Raw genomic sequence first — 16,981 nt, 5'->3', positions numbered from 1 at the left:
CCGAGCATGGCCACTGTCTTTCCCCCCGAGTTCGCCGCCCTGGAGCCGTTCGCCGACTGGGCGGTGCCCACCGAGAAGGCCCGCTACGCCAAGCGGATCGCCTCGACCATGGACGAGCTCGACGCCTTCTACGACACGGCGTTCCCGCTGCTGAAGGACGGCACGGCGTACCTCCAGGGCGTCTCCATGGCGGACATCTCCGAACCCGACAAGCACCTGCTGTGGCTGTTCTGCGCGCTGGTCACCGTCGCGTTCTCTGTCGAGGCCTGGCGTCAGCCCAAGGTGCCCGACACGGGGGCGGCCAGCATCGACGCCGTCTTCGAACCGGCCGTCTGATGCCGCGTCCCCGCGCCCCGCAACCCCCCGTCCACCTCCGTGCCGCCCGGATGCTCGACATCGACAAGGGTGAACTGGTCGAGCCGGGCGACCTGTTGATCGAGGGCGAGCGCATCGCCGCGGTCGGCCCGGCCACGGTCCCTTCCGAGGCGGTGGTGATCGACCTCGGCGACGTGACGCTCCTGCCCGGGCTGATGGACATGGAGGTCAACCTCTTCCTGGGCGGCCCCGACCACCGCAGTCCGCTCATCCCCGTCCAGGAGGACCCGGCCGTACGCACCCTGCGCGCGGTCGCCAACGCCGGCCGCACGCTCCGGTACGGCTGGACGACCGTACGCAACCTCGGTCTGTTCGTGCAGACCGGGGGCGTGCTCCTCGACGTGGCGCTGAAGAAGGCGATCGACCTCGGCTGGGTCGACGGCCCGCGGATCGTGCCCGCCGGACACGCCATCGCACCCACCGGCGGCCACCTCGACCCGACGATGTTCCAGGCGTTCGCGCCGAACGTGCTGCCCCTCACCGTCGAGGAGGGCATCGCGAACGGCATCGCCGAAGTACGCAAGGCGGTCCGCTACCAGCTCAAGTATGGCGCCCGGGTGATCAAGGTGTGCGCCTCCAACGGGGTCATGTCGCACACCGGGCCGGCCGGCGCCCAGCAGTACTCGGACGAGGAGCTGCGGGCCATCGTGGACGAGGCGCACCGGGCCGGGGTCAAGGTCGCCGCGCACTGCATGGGGGACAGCGCGATCCGGGCGGCCGTCGAGGCGGGCATCGACTGCATCGAGCACGGCTTCCTCGCCGGCGACGCGACCCTCGACCTGATGGCCGAACGCGGCACGTTCCTCGTCGCGACGACCTATCTGACCGAAGGCATGAACACCGCCCACGCGGACCCGGAACTCCAGGCCAAGGCCGCGGACGTCTTCCCGCGCGCCCGCGAGTCCACCGCCCGCGCGATCCGGCGCGGCGTCAAGGTCGCCCTCGGCACCGACGCACCCGCCATCCCGCACGGCAGGGGCGCCAAGGAGCTGCTGGCCCTCGTCGACCGAGGCATGCGACCGATCGACGCGCTGCGCGCCGCGACCGTCGTAGCCGCCGACCTGATCGACGCCGACGACCGCGCCCGCCTGGAACCGGGCCTCCTGGCCGACATCATCGCCGTACCCGGCGACCCGCTGACGGACATCGGGGTCACGCAGGACGTGCGGTTCGTGATGAAGGGCGGACAGGTGTACCGGCACGAGGCCGGCTGAACAGCCGAAAAGGGGCCCTCCAGCAGGAGGGCCCCTTTCGTGCGTGCTCACACCTTGCGCGTGATCCCGCCGTCCACCCGGACGATGGCGCCGGTCGTGTAGCTGGACGCGGCACTGGCGAAGTGCAGCGCCAGTGGGGCCACGTCGTCCGGTACGCCGAGGCGGCCCAGTGGCACGAAAGACGTGTCGAAGTCCTCGGAGGCCCAAGCCTTGTGAGCGTCCGTCAGAACAGGACCCGGGAGGATGGCGTTGACGCGGACCTTCGGCGCGTACGCCTCCGCCAGGCCGACCGTCAGGGCGTTCAGGCCCGCCTTCGCGCAGGCGTACGGGAGTTCGTGGACGCTGGCCATCAGGGAACCCGCCGTGCCGATGTTGATGATCGAGCCGCCGCCGTGGTCCGCCATGTGCTTGGCCGCGAGGACCGCCAGGCGGAACGGGCCCTTGAGGTTCACCGCGAGTGTCTTGTCGTAGAGCTCCTCGCTCACCGCGTCGAGACTCTCGTAAGTCGGCGACATGCCCGCGTTGTTGACCAGCACGTCCAGCTCGCCGAGCCGCTCCACCGTCTCCGCGACCAGCCGCTCGCAGTCCCCCCAGTGGCCGACATGACAGGCGATGCCCACCGCCCGCCGCCCCGTCGACGCACGTACCTCCTCGGCCGCCGCCGCGCACGCCTCCGCCTTCCGCGAGGCGATCACCACATCCGCGCCGGCCTCGGCCAGCGTCTGCACGATGGCCCGCCCGATACCGCGCGAACCGCCGGTGACCACCGCCACCTTGCCCGTCAGATCATGAAGCTCCGCGAAGGACGTCACGCACGTCAGCCTTTCCGTATCGTCGTCAGCAGCTCGCGCCGCAGCAGCTTTCCCGTCGGCGTGTACGGCAGTTCGTCCCGGAAGACGACCACGTCCGGCGTCTTGGAACCGCGCAGATGACCGCGCACCCAGCCGCGCAGCGACTCGGCGTCCACGGCGCTCCCCTCGTGGGTGACCACGAACGCGGCGATCCGCTCGCCCCACTCCTCGTCCGGCACCCCCACCACCGCGACCTCGCGCACCGCGGCATGCCGCAGCAACACGTCCTCCACCTCCGCGGGGGCGATGTTCTCCCCGCCGCGGATGATCGTGTCGTCGGCCCGCCCGGCGATGAACAGATAGCCCTCGTCGTCGAAGTGGGCCAGATCGCGGGTGTGGAACCAGCCGTCCGCGTCCAGCAGTGCTGCCGCGCCCTTGTACTCGCCGGACACCTGAGGTCCTCGCACCCACAGTTCACCGGGAACGCCGGTGGGCATCGCAGCCCCCGCCGCGTCCCGGATCTGGGCCTCGACGCCTGGGACCATCCGCCCGGCCGAGCCCAGCCGGGCCCGCACGGAGGGGTTGTCGGACGAGAGCGCCGCCCGGTGGTCGTCGGGACCCAGCAGGGCGATGGTCGAACTCGTCTCGGTCAGGCCGTACGCGTTGGTGAACCCGGTGCCGGGAAATGCCCGCAGCGCCGCCTCCAACACGGTCCGCGGCATCCGCGCACCGCCGTAGGCCAGCGCCCGCAACGTCGGCACCTCGGCCGGCCGTCCCGCCAGATGCTCCACGACGCGGGCCAGCATGGTCGGCACCACCATCGCCGACGTGACGCCCTCGGCGCGCACCAGCTCCAGCCAGGCGCCCGCCTCGAAGGTGCCGAGATGCACCATGCGCCGCCCGGCGTAGAGGTTGCTCAGCACCGAGCCGACGCCCGCCACGTGGTACGGCGGCACGCAGGCCAGGACCGTGTCGTCCGGGTCGGCGGAGCCGAACTCGACCGTCTGCAGGACGTAACTGGTCAGGTGCCGGTGCCGCAGCACGGCCGCCTTGGGCGCCGCCGTCGTCCCGCTGGTGAACAGCAGCACGGCGGGATCGTCCGCGGAACCTTCCAGCCCCTCGGCGGGCTCCGCGGCCCGCCCCTCGGCCAGCAGCTCCTCGGGCGTACGCACGTCGAGCCCGGCCGCGGTGAACACCTCCGCGAACGGCTCGTCCGCCACGACCAGCGGCTTCTCGGTGTGCTGCAGCAGGCCCGTCAACGCCTCTGCGGAGAGGCGGTAGTTGACGGGAACCAGCGGCACCCCCGCCAGCGCGGCCCCGAACAACAGCAACGGAAACACAGGACCGTTGACCCCGGCGAACACCAACTCCCGTGCTCCGGCCCGGTGTACGACGCCCGCGACCCCCGCCGCCGTACGACGCAGCTCGGCACAGGTCGTTCCCGACCGGCGCGACCCGATCGCCACCCGGTCCGGATCGCCCGCCACGGCCATGTCGAGCAGCATCGCGATGTTCACGCCGACCCCTTCCTTCCGCTCCCCGACGGCGAACGATATTCTACCTATGGGAAAACGTCATTCTCCAGAGTCGTGCAGGACTGTGCTGCAGGAGGCTTCGTGGACTTCGAGTTGACCGAGCAGCAGGAGGACATCCGCAAGGGTGTGCGCGAGCTGGCCGCCTCCTTCGGCCCCGAGTACTGGGCCGAACAGGACGAGAAGGCCGAGTTCCCGTGGAGCTTCTACGACACCTTCGCCAAGGCCGGCTGGCTGGGCATCGCCGTCCCCGAGGAGTACGGCGGCGGCGGACTCGGCGTCCTGGAGGCCTCGCTCCTGCTGGAGGAGGTCGCCGCCTCCGGTGCCGGCATGAACGGCTGCAGCACCATGCACCTGACCATCTTCGGCCTCAACGTCCTGGCCCGGCACGGCAGCGAGGAGCTGCGCCGCGAGGTCCTCCCGCACGCCGCCTCCGGCGACCTGCACGTCTGCTTCGGTGTCACCGAGCCCGACGCCGGCACCGACACCACCAGCATTTCCACCTTCGCCCGCCGTGACGGCGACCACTACGTCATCGACGGCCGCAAGATCTGGATCACCAAGGCCGGCGACTCCCAGAAGATGGTCCTCCTCGCCCGTACGACCCCCCGTGACCAGGTCGACAAGCCCACCAAGGGCATCTCGGTCTTCCTGGTCGACATCGACCGCACCGCCATGGACATCCGGCCGATCCCCAAGATGGGCCGCAACGCCGTCGCTTCGAACCAGATCTTCATCGACGGCCTGCGCGTCCCGGCGAGCGCCCGGATCGGCGAGGAGGGCGAGGGCTTCCGCTACCTCCTCGACGGCCTCAACCCCGAGCGCATCCTCCTGGCCCACGAGGCGCTGGGCCTGGGCCGGGCGGCCCTGGACGCGGCCACCCGCTACGCCCGCGACCGGGTCGTCTTCGGCCGCCCCATCGGCCAGAACCAGGGCATCGCCTTCCCGCTCGCCGAGGCCCTCACCCGCCTCGACGCCGCCCGCCTGATGGCCCGCAACGCCGCCTGGCGCTACGACCGGGGGCTGGAGTGCGGCCGCGAGGCCAACATGGCCAAGTTCCTGTGCGCCGACGCCGGTTTCCAGGCCGCGGACCGGGCCGTGCAGACACTGGGCGGCATGGGGTACGCCCGCGAGTACCACGTGGAGCGGTACTTCCGCGAGTCACGGCTGCTGCGGCTGGCGCCGATCAGCCAGGAGATGGTGCTGAACTACGTGTCCCAGCATGTGCTGGGGCTGCCCAGGTCGTACTGAGCAGCCCGGCAACACGCCTATCCCTTGCGGGTGTTGATCTCTTCGGTGAGCTGGGGGACGACGTCGAAGAGGTCGCCGACGACGCCGTAGTCGACGAGGTCGAAGATCGGGGCCTCGGCGTCCTTGTTGACCGCGACGATGGTCTTCGAGGTCTGCATGCCGGCGCGGTGCTGGATGGCGCCGGAGATGCCGTTGGCGATGTACAGCTGCGGCGAGACGCTCTTGCCGGTCTGGCCGACCTGGTTGGTGTGCGGGTACCAGCCCGCGTCCACCGCGGCCCGGGAGGCGCCGACGGCCGCGCCGAGGGAGTCGGCGAGGGCCTCGATGATGGCGAAGTTCTCGGAGCCGTTGACGCCGCGGCCGCCGGAGACCACGATCGCGGCCTCGGTCAGCTCCGGACGCCCGGTCGACTCGCGCGGGGTACGGGCGGTGACCTTGGTGCCGGTCGCCGCCGCGGAGAAGGACACGGTCAGGGCCTCGACCGTGCCGGCGGCCGGGGCGGCCTCGACGGCGGCGCTGTTGGGCTTGACGGTGATGACCGGGGTGCCCTGGGAGACCCGGGTCTTGGTGGTGAAGGAGGCGGCGAACACCGACTGGGTGGCCACCGGGCCCTCGTCGCCGGCTTCGAGGTCGACGGCGTCGGTGATGATGCCGGAGCCGATGCGCAGCGCGAGGCGGGCGGCGATCTCCTTGCCCTCCGCGGAGGACGGCACGAGGACGGCGGCCGGGGACACCTGCTCGACGGCGGCCTGCAGGGCGTCGACCTTCGGGACGACCAGGTAGTCGGCGTACTCGGCGGCCTCGTGCGTGAGGACCTTGACCGCGCCGTGCTCGCCGAGCACGGTGGCCGTCTCCTGAGCACCGGCACCCAACGCCACAGCAACCGGCGAACCGATCCGGCGGGCGAGCGTCAGCAGCTCCAGGGTGGGCTTGCGGACGGCACCGTCCACGTGATCGACGTAGACGAGAACTTCAGCCATGAAAAAGCAACTCCTGTGGAATCAAGCCGTGTTGGATCAGATGAACTTCTGGCTCGCGAGGAACTCGGCGAGCTGCTTGCCGCCCTCGCCCTCGTCCTTGACGATCGTCCCGGCGGTACGGGCCGGACGTGCCGCAGCGGAATCCACGGCGGTGTAAGCACCTTCGAGACCGACCTCTTCCGCGTCGATCTCCAGGTCGGACAGGTCCCAGGACTGAACCGGCTTCTTCTTGGCGGCCATGATGCCCTTGAAGGACGGGTAGCGTGCCTCACCCGACTGGTCGGTCACCGACACCACCGCCGGAAGCTGCGCCTCCAGCTGCTCGGACGCGGCATCCCCGTCCCGGCGGCCCTTCACGGTGCCGTCCTCCACGCTCACCTCGGACAGCAGGGTCACCTGCGGCACCCCCAGCCGCTCCGCCAGCAGCGCCGGCACGATACCCGCAGTACCGTCCGTGGAGGCCATGCCGGAGACCACCAGGTCGAAGCCGGCCTTCTCGATCGCCTTCGCCAGCACCAGCGAGGTGCCGATCGCGTCCGTGCCGTGCAGGTCGTCGTCCTCGACGTGGATCGCCTTGTCGGCGCCCATCGACAGCGCCTTGCGCAGCGCGTCCTTGGCGTCCTCCGGGCCGACGGTCAGCACCGTGACCTCGACGTCGTCGTCGGAGTTCTCGGAGATCTGCAGCGCCTGCTCGACCGCGTATTCGTCGAGTTCGGAGAGCAGACCGTCCACGTCGTCCCGGTCGACGGTCAGGTCATCGGCGAAGTGCCGGTCGCCAGTGGCGTCGGGCACGTACTTCACAGTGACAACGATCCTCAGGCTCAAGACTCTTTCTCCTTACATGTGTTCATGGAAATCACTGGCCGCTGCGCCGCAGCCGCACGCGATACGAGTAGTGCTCGGGCAGGAAGTGACTGATGGCCAGCTCGACGAGCTGTCCGGTGACCGTCTGGTAGACACGGTCGATACGCAGCAGCGCACGCCCCGGTTCGCAGCCCAGGTGTTTGGCGAGCTCAGGCGTGGCCTCGGCCACGGTGATGCTCTGCTCGGCCTCGGCGATCGGCTCGGGCAGCCGCTGGTCGAGGAGCCCGATGACGGTGAAGGCGTTGGGTGTGCCGGGCAGCATCAACTCCTGGACGGATTCGAGGAGCCGGCCGACCGTGGGCGGCAGCCACACCGACGTGTGGCAGAACGCCACGTCCTCGTGCAGCCGCAGGAAGGCCAGCTTGTGCACCCGGTCCGTGTGCAGGCCGAGCCGCCCCGCCGCGTCGACGTCGACCCGCCGGTGCAGCGGGGTGACGACGTCCATGCGGGTGTCGATGGACAGCCCCATGAGGTCGTCCACCGAACCGAACTGCCGTAGGTACTGTTCCTCGCGGGGCGTGGCGAAGGTGCCGCGCCCCGGCACCCGGTAGACCAGACCCTCGGCGACGAGGTCCTGGAACGCCCGCCGCACGGTCTGCCGGCTCACCGCGTACTGCTCGGCCAGCTCGGCCTCGGTCGGCAGCCGCACCCCGTCCGGGTAGTCCTGCCGCAGGATCGCAGCGCGCAGCTCCCGGGCGAGCCGGAGGTACGTGCTCTCCCGCTGTGTCTGTTCAGGCATCGAGACCGCCTCTTGCCACCAACTGGGCCGCGATCACGTTCCGTTGGATCTCGTTGGTGCCCTCGCCGACGATCATCAGCGGCGCGTCCCGGAAGTACCGCTCGACGTCGAACTCGGTCGAGTAGCCGTAACCGCCGTGAATGCGGACGGCGTTGAGCGCGATCTCCATCGCCGTCTCCGAGGCGAACAGCTTGGCCATGCCGGCCTCCATGTCGACCCGGCGCCCGGCGTCGGCCTCGCGGGCCGCGTACAGCGCGAGTTGACGGGCTGCGGTGAGCTTGGTCGCCATGTCGGCGAGGTAGTTGCCGATGGCCTGGTGGCGCCAGATCGGCTTGCCGAAGCTCTCGCGCTGCTGGGCGTAGCGCAGCGAGTCGTCGAGGGCCGCACGGCCGACACCCAGGGCCCGGGCGGCGACCTGGAGCCGCCCGGTCTCCAGCCCCTTCATCATCTGGGCGAAGCCCTGGCCCTCCGTGCCGCCCAGCAGCGCGTCGACCGGTACGCGGTAGTCCTCGAAGGACAGCTCACAGCTCTCCACGCCCTTGTAGCCGAGCTTGGGCAGGTCGCGGGAGACGACCAGGCCCGGTCCGTGTTCGGCCAGCAGCACGGAGACGCCCGCATGGCGGGGCTCGGCCGCCGGGTCGGTCTTGCACAGCAGCGCGATCAGCCCGGCGCGGCGCGAGTTGGTGATCCAGGTCTTCGCCCCGTTCACGACGTACTCGCCGCCCTCGCGGCGCGCGACGGTCGTCATGGCCTGTAGATCCGAACCGCCGCCCGGCTCGGTCAGCGCCATCGTCGCCCGGACCTCACCGGTCGCGAGCCTCGGCAGATAGCGCTCCTTCTGCTCCCGAGTGCCGTACAGCAGAAGGAGTTTGGCGACGACGGTGTGCCCGCCCATCGCCCCGGCCAGGCTCATCCAGCCGCGCGCGAGCTCCTCGGTGACCAGTACGAAGCAGGGTGTGGAGACGGGGTTGCCGCCGAACTCCTCGGGGATCGCGAGTCCGTAGACGCCGAGTTCCTTCATCCGCTCGATGAGGTGCTCGGGGTAGGTGTTGGCGTGCTCCAGCTCCTGGACGACCGGCCTGACGTCCTTGTCGACGAACTCGCGCACGGTCCGTACGACGAGCCGCTCGTCGTAGGAGAGGATGTCCAGGACACTCATCGCACGCAACTCCCGGTCGGTGGTGGTCAGATGACGGCGTCGGCGCGCAGCGCCTCGATGTCGTCGCGGGTACGGCCCAGTCCGGTGAGGATCGCCTCGGTGTGCTCGCCCACGTCCGGCACGGGATCCATACGGGCCGGCACTCCCGCGAGGTCGGCCGGCGGCAGCAGCGCCTGGACCGTGGCACCGGGCACCGCCACCTCCTGCCAGCGCCCGCGCGCGGCCAGCACCGGGTGGTCGAGGAACGCGGCGACGTCGTTGACTCCGGCGCCCGCGACGCCGATCTCCTCCAGGTCCTTGAGGATCTCCTCGGCGTCGGAGCGGGCGAGACGCTCGGCGACGATCGCGTTCAACTCCGCGCGGTGGGCGACGCGTTGGGAGCCGGTGGCGAAGCGTGGATCGGCCACCAGCTCCGGCCGACCGAGGAACTCCCGGCACAGGGCCGCCCATTCGCGCTCGTTCTGGATGGAGAACAGCACCTGCTTGCCGTCGGCGGTGGGGTAGGCGCCGTACGGGGCGATGGTCGCGTGCTGGGTGCCGAGGCGGGCGGGCTGACTGCCGCCGTACCGGGTGTAGTTGGCGGGCTGGCCCATCCACTCGGCCAGCGCCTCGAAGAGGGAGACCTCCACCGGGTGCGCCCGGCCGGTGGTGGCGCGGGTGTACAGGGCGGTCAGGATCCCGCTGTACGCGTACATCCCGGCGGCGATGTCGGCGACCGAGATGCCGACCCGGGCGGTCTCGTCGGCCGTGCCGGTCAGCGAGACCAGGCCGGTCTGGCACTGCACCAGCAGGTCGTACGACTTCCGGTCGGCCCAGGGCCCGGTCGTGCCGTATCCGGAGATCGTGCACGGGATCAGCCGCGGGTAGCGGTCGGTCAGCGCGTCGGTGCCGAGGCCGAGCCGGTCGGCGGCGCCCGGCGCGAGGTTCTGCACGAACACGTCGGCGCCGTCGAGGAGTTGGTGCAGGATCTCCATGCCGCGCGGGTCCTTGAGGTCCAGGGTGAGGGACTCCTTGGACCGGTTGAGCCAGACGAAGTAGCTGGAGTGGCCGTGCACGGTCGTGTCGTACCGGCGCGCGAAGTCGCCCTCGCCCGGCCGCTCCACCTTGATCACGCGGGCGCCGAGGTCGGCGAGCTGCCGGGTGGCGTAGGGGGCGGCCACGGCCTGTTCGAGGCTGACCACGGTGATCCCGGACAGGGGGAGCTGCTGCACGGTCATGCCTCCTCGGCCTCATACGGGAACTGCCGCCGCAGCAGGTCACGTGCGCCCGTCCACGTCAGCCCGTCCAGCAGTGCCGGCACGTCACGGCCGCAGGCGGCGGCCTTGGCGCTCAAGTCCCCGGTGGACAGCGGCCGTTCGGGCGCGCCGGGCGGCACCGCCAGCTCGGTGTAGACCTCGCTCCCGTCGGCGAGTTCGATGCGTACGGCGACCTGGCCGTCCAGCAGGGAGCCGACCTCGCCCGGCAGCAGTTGGACGCGCACGAGGTCGACGAGCTTCTGCGCCTCGGGCCGCCGTACCGCCGCGTCGGTGAAGCTGTCGAAGCCGGGATAGTCGTCGAGCAGCGCCGCGGCGACCGCGTACGGCAGCGAGAACTTGCCCTCCAGACCGGTCGACGGCCGGTCGTGGACGAGCGGCTGAACCGTCCCTGCGGGTGTCGTGACCGTGACCCCGGTGATCTCGCCGCGCACCTGGTCGCGCACCGCGCGCAGGGCGGCGATCGGGCGCTGCATGGCATAACAGCAGGGGAACAGCTTGACCGCCAGGCCGCCCGGGATCGCGGGCTCGGTGGGGAAGTCCGTGGCGGGTGTCCCGCCGACCAGCTCCAGCCAGGCATCCAGCGCCCCCGGTTCCGCGCCGGCCCCCGCACGCGCCAGCCGCGCGGCCCGCACGCCCGCCTCCGCCGCGAAGCCGACCTGGAGCGACTTGCCGTGCGTGCCGAAGGCCGCCTGCACGCCACCGGCGGCGGGCACGGCGAGCGCCATCGCCGTGGCGAGGCCCTCCGCGTCGAGGCCGAGCGCGACCCCGGCCGCGACGGCGGCGGCCGGGGCGCCCGCCGTGCAGGTCGCGTGCCAGCCGGCCGCGTAGTGGTCCCAGCCGAGCATCGCCCCGAGCCGGGCCATGACCCCGGCGCCCGCCAGATAGGCACGGGCGTCCCCACCCACGGCCAGCACGGCGGGGACGGTGACCACGGAGATGTGGGTGGTGGTGTCGGTGTGCAGGTCGTCGAAGTCGAGCACATGGGCCATCGCAGCCCAGCGGGCCGCGTCCGGCAGGGCAGCGGCGACACCCCGAAGCGGGTGCGTCCGCGCGGCCAGCGCGACGGAGAGGGTGTCGGCCAGCGCCCGGTCCGCGAGCGCCAGGTCTTCCGGCGTCGCGCGGAAGCCGTGGGCCCACTCGGCGAGGGCTCGGGCGACGGTCAAGGGTCCCCTCCACGGATTCGGTGCCGGGCCGTCGTACGACCTTTCCCAGATTTGTACGGCCAAATACGCGGGCCCGTCAACGGCTCACCGGCCGTGGTGACCTGTGTTCTGGCGCACTGCGCGGATGTGTCTTGGACGACAGCGGAGCAACCCATGGACCTTTGTACGCACCAATGCGCCCGCCGTGCAGCAGGGAAGCCCACGCCGGGGCGGGCGTGGGCTTCCTCGGTGTGTGTGGCCGCGGCCGGTCAGGACTCCCTGCTGGGGTCGCACAGCACCATGACGGCGCGGGCGACGAGTTCACCGGCACCGCCCAGTTCCTTGCGGTACCGGCCGGTTATGCCCCGTACCGTCTCCGCGAAGGCCGGATCGGCGGCGCGGGCGCGGGCGGGGTGCGGGAGACCCTGGGCCATCGCGCGGCGCTGGGCGAGGAGCGCGATGATCTCCTCGTCGAGGCGCTCGATCCGGTCGAGTGACACGTCCGCCGGAACATCGGCAGCGGGGTTCGTCGTCATCACGGGAGGTCTCCGTTCGCCTGCGGGGGCGTGGTGGCCGCCCCCGTCGTCCTCATCGCAGTTGGTCCTTCATCACTTTGCCCGTGGCGTTGAGCGGCAATTCCTCACGGAACTCCACGGATCGCGGCACTTTGAACCCGGCCATGCGCTCGCGGCTCCAGGCGATCAGTTCCCCCTCGGTCACCGGGCCGTGCCGTACGACGAAGGCCTTGCCGACCTGGCCCATCCGCTCGTCCGGCACCCCGATGACCGCGACCTGCGCCACGGCCGGGTGCTTGAGCAGGAAGCCCTCGATCTCGGCCGGGTAGGCGTTGAAGCCGCCGACCAGGAACATGTCCTTCTTGCGGCCCACGATCCTCAAGTGGCCGCGCCCGTCGAGGGTTCCGAGGTCACCGGTGTGCAGCCGGCCGTCCGCGTCGATCGCCTCGGCGGTCGCCTCCGGGTCGTCGAGGTAGCCGCGCATCACGGTGTAGCCGCGCACGAGCACCTCGCCGTCGTCGGCGATGCTCACCTCGACGCCCTCGCAGGGGGTGCCGACGGTGGTGGCGATGTCCTCGAAGGAGTCGCCCGGGCGGGACGCGGTCACGGTGCCGGCCTCGGACAGGCCGTAACCCGTCATGATCGACCGGAAGGGGAGTTCCTCGCGGATACGGCGGATCAGCTCGACCGGGATGTCCGCGGCGCCGGTCACCGCCGACCGCAGCGAGGACAGGTCCCGGCCGCCCTTCGCCTGCGCCTCCAGGAGCGAGTGGTAGAGCGTCGGCGGCCCGGGCAGCATCGTCACCCGCTCGCGCTCGACCAGGTCCAGCACCCGGTCCACCTCGAAGACCGGCACGGGCAGGATCGTGGCGCCCCGGATCAGGGAGGTGATGACGCCCGCCTTGTAGCCGAAGATGTGGAAGAACGGGTTGACGATCAAGTAGCGGTCGCCCTCCCGCAGATCGGCCAGGTCGCACCACTCCGCATACAGCCGGAGCGTCTGCGCGTGCGTCATCAGGACGCCCTTGGGACGGCCGGTGGTGCCCGAGGTGAACACGATGTCGGCGACGTCGTCGCCGTCGACCTCGCGCTCGAACGGCGAACCGCTCGCCAGGAAGCCGGACTTGAGGTCGATCACCGGAATGCCCGGCGGGCCCGTGAACTCCAGCCCCAGAAAGCCCTGTTGGACGAGGACCGCCTTGGCGCCGCTGCGCGTGACGATGTCGTGCGCCTCGTCCGCCTTGAACCGGGTGTTGACCGGCACCAGCACCCCGCCCGCGGTCAGCAGCCCGAACGCGGCCACGATCCACTCGGCCGAGTTCGGCGCCCAGATCGCCACCCGGTCACCCTTGCCGACCCCCGACTCGGCGAACGCGCCCGCGGCCACCCGTACCCGCTCCACGAGTTGGGCGAAGGACAGGCGCAGTTCGCCGTCGACGACCGCTTCGGCGTCTCCGAAGCGGTCGGCCGCGCTCAGCACCATCCGGGGGATGGTGTCCCACTTCATGCGGGGATCAGCCGGGACAGGTTGCCGCCCATGATCTTCGCCTGGTCGGCCTGGCTCAGGTCCTGGATGGCGTCGACGTACGAGGTCGGCTGGGCGAGACCCTCGGGGTGCGGGTAGTCCGAGCCGAACAGCACCCGGTCCACGCCGACCAGGTCGACCAGGTCGCTCAGGTTGTCCTCGTAGAACGGGCTGACGTGAATGCTGTTCTTGACCGCCTCCACGGGGTTGCCGAGGAACTGCTCCGGCATCTTCTTGTAGGCGTCGGCGAGTTGGTCGAGCAGCGGCGCCACCCACGACGAGCCGTTCTCGATCAGCGCGATCTTCAGCTCGGGGAAGCGGAACAGCGCGCCGTGGCACACCCAGGAGGCCACCGCGTCCTGGATCGGCCGCCACTCGTTGATCTGCCGGAAGGCGTTGGACTTGAACGGCAGCATCTCGCCGGAGCTGCCCTCCCAGTCGTTGGCGTACCGGGAGTACCCGCTGTCGGAGGAGTGCATCGCGACCAGGACGCCCGTCTCGACGACGCGCTTCCAGAACGGGTCGAACTCCGGCAGCGCGAACGACCGCGAGCCGCCGTACCCGGGAACCGGCGCGGGCCGCACGAGGATGGCCCTGGCCCCGCGCTCCACCGCCCAGTCGAGCTCCGCGATCGCCTTCTCGACGATCGGCAGGGTGATCACCGGGGTGGTGAGGATGCGGTCCTTGTAGTTGAAGGACCAGGTCTCGTGCAGCCACTCGTTCAGCGAGTGGATGACGGCGTGGATGAGCTCCGGATGGTGCCGCATCCGCTCCTCGATGAGGCTCGCCAGCGTCGGGAACATCAGCGTGCGCTGCACGCCGAGCTCGTCCAGCAGCTCCAGGCGCGGCCCCGGTTCACGGAAGGCGGGGATCGAGCGCATCGGCTCGCCGAAGATCTCCCGGCGGGACTTGCCGTCCGGGTTGCCGACGCGGAAGTACTCCTCCATGGCGCCGGGCCGGGCGACCACCTCGAAGGTGGGGTTCGGGATGTAGTCGCTGATCTGACCGAGAATCGCGATCTTCGTACGACCGCGCACCTGCACGTACTCGATCGCTCCCGCGTACTGCTTCGGCAGGAACTTGGTCAGCGCCTCCTCTGTCTCGTAGAGGTGGTTGTCCGCGTCGAAGAGCGGATACGGCAGCGCACGCGAAGACATGAGACCCTCCTTTGCGATTTGGGAGAATCATATTCTCATCACTTGCGTACGGCAATGTCCTGACGGAGACGGAACTTCTGCACCTTGCCGCTCGCGGTCCGCGGGAAGTCCTCGACCTGGTGCAACTCCTCGGGCCACTTCTGCCGGGCCAGGCCCGCCCGTTCGAAGTGGGCCCGCATCTCGTCGAGGGTGGGCAGGGCGTGCCCGGGCAGCATCCGCAGGAAGCCGGCCGCGTGTTCGCCGAGCCGCGGGTCGGGCGCGGCGACGACCGCGGCCTCCGCCACGCCCGCCATGCCCAGCAGGATCTCCTCGACCTCGACCGCGCTGATGTTCTCGCCGCCTCGGATGATCATGTCCGACTTGCGGCCGGTGATGGTCAGATAGCCGTCCTCGTCCAGCTCCCCGATGTCGCCGGTGCGGTACCAGCCGTCCTCGTCGAACGCCCGCTCCGTCAGGGCCGGATCGGTGTAGCCGAGGCAGAGGTCCGGGCCGCGGCTGAGGATCTCGCCGTCCTCGGCCAGCCGTATCTCCACGCCCGGCAGCGCGTCCCCGTCCGTGAACAGCCGCTTGGGCTCGGGCGCGGTGTGCCGGGAGGAGGTGATCGAGGGGTGCTCGGTGCTGCCGTACGCCCGGAAGACGTGGATACCGAGGCCCGCCAGTCGGGTGGTGACGGCGGCCGGGACCGACGAACCGCCCAGCCCGGCGTGCCGCATGTGGCGCAGGTGGCTGTCCCTGAAGTCGGGGTGGTCGAGCAGGCTCGTCAGGTAGTACGGGGCGCCCCCGCCGATGTGGAGCTCGTGCGCCGACATGAGTCTGAGGGCCTGGGCCGGGTCCCACACGTCGGTGAGGTTGACGGGCGTGCCCTCCAGGACCGGGATCAGGAAGGCGTTCACCATGCCGATGAAGTGGCCGACCGGCGCGGCGGTGAGCTGTTTGCCGCGGTCGGGCGGGTAGCTCGCGGCGAGTTGGCGGGTCTCGTGGCCGAGCGTCTGGTGGCTGTGGACGACGCCCTTGGGGTCACGGGTCGTACCGGAGGTGAAGGCGATCAGGGCGGGGCCGGTCGGGTCGGCCGGGAGGACGCCGGTGAGGGGTTCGTCGCCCAACAGGTCGTCGAAGCGCTGCCGGTGGGGCGCGTCCCGCCCCACCACGCCCACGATCGGCACCTCCGTGCACAGGTCCGATTGGAACTCCAGCCGCCCGAACCGCTCGGCGGCCACGAACACGCTCGGCCGGACCGCGTCGAGGATGTAGCCGACCTCCTTGCGCCCGTAGAAGTGGACGATCGGCACGACCGCCGCCCCCAGCAGGGCCGAGGCCCAGAACACCGCGGCCGCCTCCATCCAGTTGGGCAGCTGGAAGGCGACCGTGTCACCGGGACCCACGCCCCGCTCGCGCAGCCCGCCCGCGAGCCTGCGCGCGACGCCCTCGACGTCCCGGAAGGTCCCGGACCACGGCCGTACCGACGAGTGCACCCGGAACTCGACCTCCGGTGCCCCGGCCAGCCCCCGGGCCAGCAGGTCACCGATCGTGTCCCGCGTCCACCAGCCCTCCGCTTCGTAGCGCTCGACCAGCTCGGCGGGGATCTTTCGCATCTGCGGCTACCTCCGGTTCGGCGGCTCTGCGGAGCCTGAGGCTTGCGGCGACCAGCGGCGCATACGCTATTCTCCGAATCGGAGAATGCCAATATCCCTCGGGGACAATCGACTGATCGTGGGGGTAATCGAGTGATCGACCTGGCGCAGGAAGACGGCCTGGCCGTCCTCACGATCGACCGCCCCCACGCCCGCAACGCCATCTCGCTCGCCACGATGGACGAGCTGGAGAAGGCGCTCGACGCGGCGGCCGGCGCCCGGGCGCTGGTGATCCGGGGAGCGGGCGACCGGGCGTTCGTCTCCGGCGGAGACCTCAAGGAACTCGCCGCGATCCGCACCGAGGAGGACGCGGCGGCGATGGCCCGGCGGATGCGGGGCATCTGCGACCGCATCGCGGCCTTCCCGGCGCCCGTGATCGCCGCCCTCAACGGCCATGCCCTGGGCGGCGGGGCCGAGGTCGCCGTCGCCGCCGACATCCGGGTCGCCGCCGACGACATCAGGATCGGCTTCAACCAGGTGACCCTCGCGATCATGCCCGCCTGGGGCGGCGCCGAACGGCTCGCGGCCCTCGTCGGACGCGGCCGGGCGCTCATGCTCGCGGGCACGGGCACCGTGCTCGACGCGGCCGAGGCGCAGCGCCTCGGACTGGTCGACCGGGTCGTGCCGCGGGCCGCCTTCGAGGAGGAGTGGCGCTCCCTCGCCCGGGCCCTCGCCACCGGCCCGGCGGCGGAGATCAAGCGCGTGGTGGACGAGGGCACTTCGGCGGACGAGGCGGTACGGGCCTTCGCCCGCCTGTGGGCGGCGGACGCGCACTGGGAGGCGGCGGACCGCGTGATGAACCGCGGGGCCAGCGGGCGGTGACGTGCGGGCGGGCCGGGCGCCCACCCGC

The 16,981-nt window shown here is 71.0% G+C and carries 16 protein-coding genes; 4 read left to right on the top strand and 12 right to left on the bottom strand.

Annotated features, from left to right (window positions below):
* Positions 1–6: 6 nt before the first annotated feature.
* Together ABZ848_RS08935 and ABZ848_RS08930 are read left to right on the top strand one after the other, a co-directional pair.
* A complete protein-coding gene (locus tag ABZ848_RS08935; RefSeq protein WP_360827615.1) occupies positions 7–336 on the top strand; it encodes a hypothetical protein in 330 nt (109 codons plus the stop codon).
* Positions 336–1,589, top strand: coding sequence for an amidohydrolase family protein (locus ABZ848_RS08930; protein ID WP_360827612.1), 1,254 nt, complete (start codon positions 336–338; stop codon positions 1,587–1,589). Before ABZ848_RS08935 ends, ABZ848_RS08930 begins: the two co-directional genes overlap by 1 nt.
* A gap of 47 nt (positions 1,590–1,636) precedes the next feature.
* On the opposite strand, the gene ABZ848_RS08925 is transcribed toward ABZ848_RS08930, so the two are convergent.
* Together ABZ848_RS08925 and ABZ848_RS08920 are read right to left on the bottom strand one after the other, a co-directional pair.
* The gene (locus tag ABZ848_RS08925; protein ID WP_360827609.1) at positions 1,637–2,401 is read right to left on the bottom strand and encodes a glucose 1-dehydrogenase; all 765 of its coding nucleotides are present in this window, start codon (positions 2,399–2,401) and stop codon (positions 1,637–1,639) included.
* A 5-nt stretch (positions 2,402–2,406) separates the two neighbouring features.
* Complete coding sequence (locus ABZ848_RS08920; RefSeq protein WP_360827606.1) at positions 2,407–3,897, bottom strand: AMP-binding protein; 1,491 nt, start codon at positions 3,895–3,897, stop codon at positions 2,407–2,409.
* Between the two features lie 99 nt (positions 3,898–3,996).
* Between ABZ848_RS08920 and ABZ848_RS08915 the strand changes: the two genes are divergently transcribed.
* Complete coding sequence (locus ABZ848_RS08915; protein WP_360827603.1) at positions 3,997–5,163, top strand: acyl-CoA dehydrogenase family protein; 1,167 nt, start codon at positions 3,997–3,999, stop codon at positions 5,161–5,163.
* A 17-nt stretch (positions 5,164–5,180) separates the two neighbouring features.
* Here ABZ848_RS08915 and ABZ848_RS08910 read toward each other — a convergent pair whose 3' ends face one another.
* From ABZ848_RS08910 to ABZ848_RS08865, 10 genes are all read right to left on the bottom strand, one after another.
* On the bottom strand, positions 5,181–6,143 hold the full coding sequence (locus ABZ848_RS08910; protein ID WP_360827600.1) for an electron transfer flavoprotein subunit alpha/FixB family protein: 963 nt from the start codon (positions 6,141–6,143) through the stop codon (positions 5,181–5,183).
* A 36-nt stretch (positions 6,144–6,179) separates the two neighbouring features.
* A complete protein-coding gene (locus ABZ848_RS08905; protein ID WP_360827598.1) occupies positions 6,180–6,968 on the bottom strand; it encodes an electron transfer flavoprotein subunit beta/FixA family protein in 789 nt (262 codons plus the stop codon).
* A 31-nt stretch (positions 6,969–6,999) separates the two neighbouring features.
* On the bottom strand, positions 7,000–7,746 hold the full coding sequence (locus tag ABZ848_RS08900; RefSeq protein ID WP_360827595.1) for a GntR family transcriptional regulator: 747 nt from the start codon (positions 7,744–7,746) through the stop codon (positions 7,000–7,002).
* Entirely contained in the window at positions 7,739–8,905 is a 1,167-nt protein-coding gene (locus ABZ848_RS08895; RefSeq protein WP_360827592.1) for an acyl-CoA dehydrogenase family protein, read from the bottom strand. The genes ABZ848_RS08900 and ABZ848_RS08895 overlap by 8 nt, the downstream gene beginning before the upstream one ends.
* Positions 8,906–8,931: 26 nt before the next feature.
* A complete protein-coding gene (locus tag ABZ848_RS08890; RefSeq protein ID WP_360827589.1) occupies positions 8,932–10,122 on the bottom strand; it encodes a CaiB/BaiF CoA-transferase family protein in 1,191 nt (396 codons plus the stop codon).
* Positions 10,119–11,324 carry an MmgE/PrpD family protein gene (locus ABZ848_RS08885; RefSeq protein WP_360827586.1) on the bottom strand — a complete coding sequence of 402 codons (1,206 nt, stop codon included), beginning with the start codon at positions 11,322–11,324 and terminating at the stop codon, positions 10,119–10,121. Before ABZ848_RS08885 ends, ABZ848_RS08890 begins: the two co-directional genes overlap by 4 nt.
* A gap of 248 nt (positions 11,325–11,572) precedes the next feature.
* Positions 11,573–11,839, bottom strand: coding sequence for a hypothetical protein (locus tag ABZ848_RS08880; protein ID WP_360827583.1), 267 nt, complete (start codon positions 11,837–11,839; stop codon positions 11,573–11,575).
* A gap of 52 nt (positions 11,840–11,891) precedes the next feature.
* Positions 11,892–13,325: a FadD3 family acyl-CoA ligase gene (locus tag ABZ848_RS08875; RefSeq protein WP_360827580.1), complete on the bottom strand. Its 1,434-nt coding sequence runs from the start codon at positions 13,323–13,325 to the stop codon at positions 11,892–11,894.
* Entirely contained in the window at positions 13,322–14,500 is a 1,179-nt protein-coding gene (locus ABZ848_RS08870) for an amidohydrolase family protein (protein ID WP_360827577.1), read from the bottom strand. The genes ABZ848_RS08875 and ABZ848_RS08870 overlap by 4 nt, the downstream gene beginning before the upstream one ends.
* 38 nt (positions 14,501–14,538) lie before the next feature.
* Positions 14,539–16,092, bottom strand: coding sequence for an AMP-binding protein (locus tag ABZ848_RS08865; protein ID WP_360827574.1), 1,554 nt, complete (start codon positions 16,090–16,092; stop codon positions 14,539–14,541).
* A gap of 132 nt (positions 16,093–16,224) precedes the next feature.
* Between ABZ848_RS08865 and ABZ848_RS08860 the strand changes: the two genes are divergently transcribed.
* Positions 16,225–16,953 (top strand): enoyl-CoA hydratase/isomerase family protein, encoded by a 729-nt coding sequence (locus tag ABZ848_RS08860; protein ID WP_360827571.1) that lies wholly within the window; start codon positions 16,225–16,227, stop codon positions 16,951–16,953.
* The last annotated feature ends 28 nt before the right edge of the window (positions 16,954–16,981 follow it).

This window comes from Streptomyces sp. NPDC047081, from assembly GCF_040643775.1.
Taxonomy (GTDB): domain Bacteria; phylum Actinomycetota; class Actinomycetes; order Streptomycetales; family Streptomycetaceae; genus Streptomyces.
Note: the sequence above shows the minus strand (reverse complement) of the source record. Positions and strands in the feature narration are given on the sequence as shown.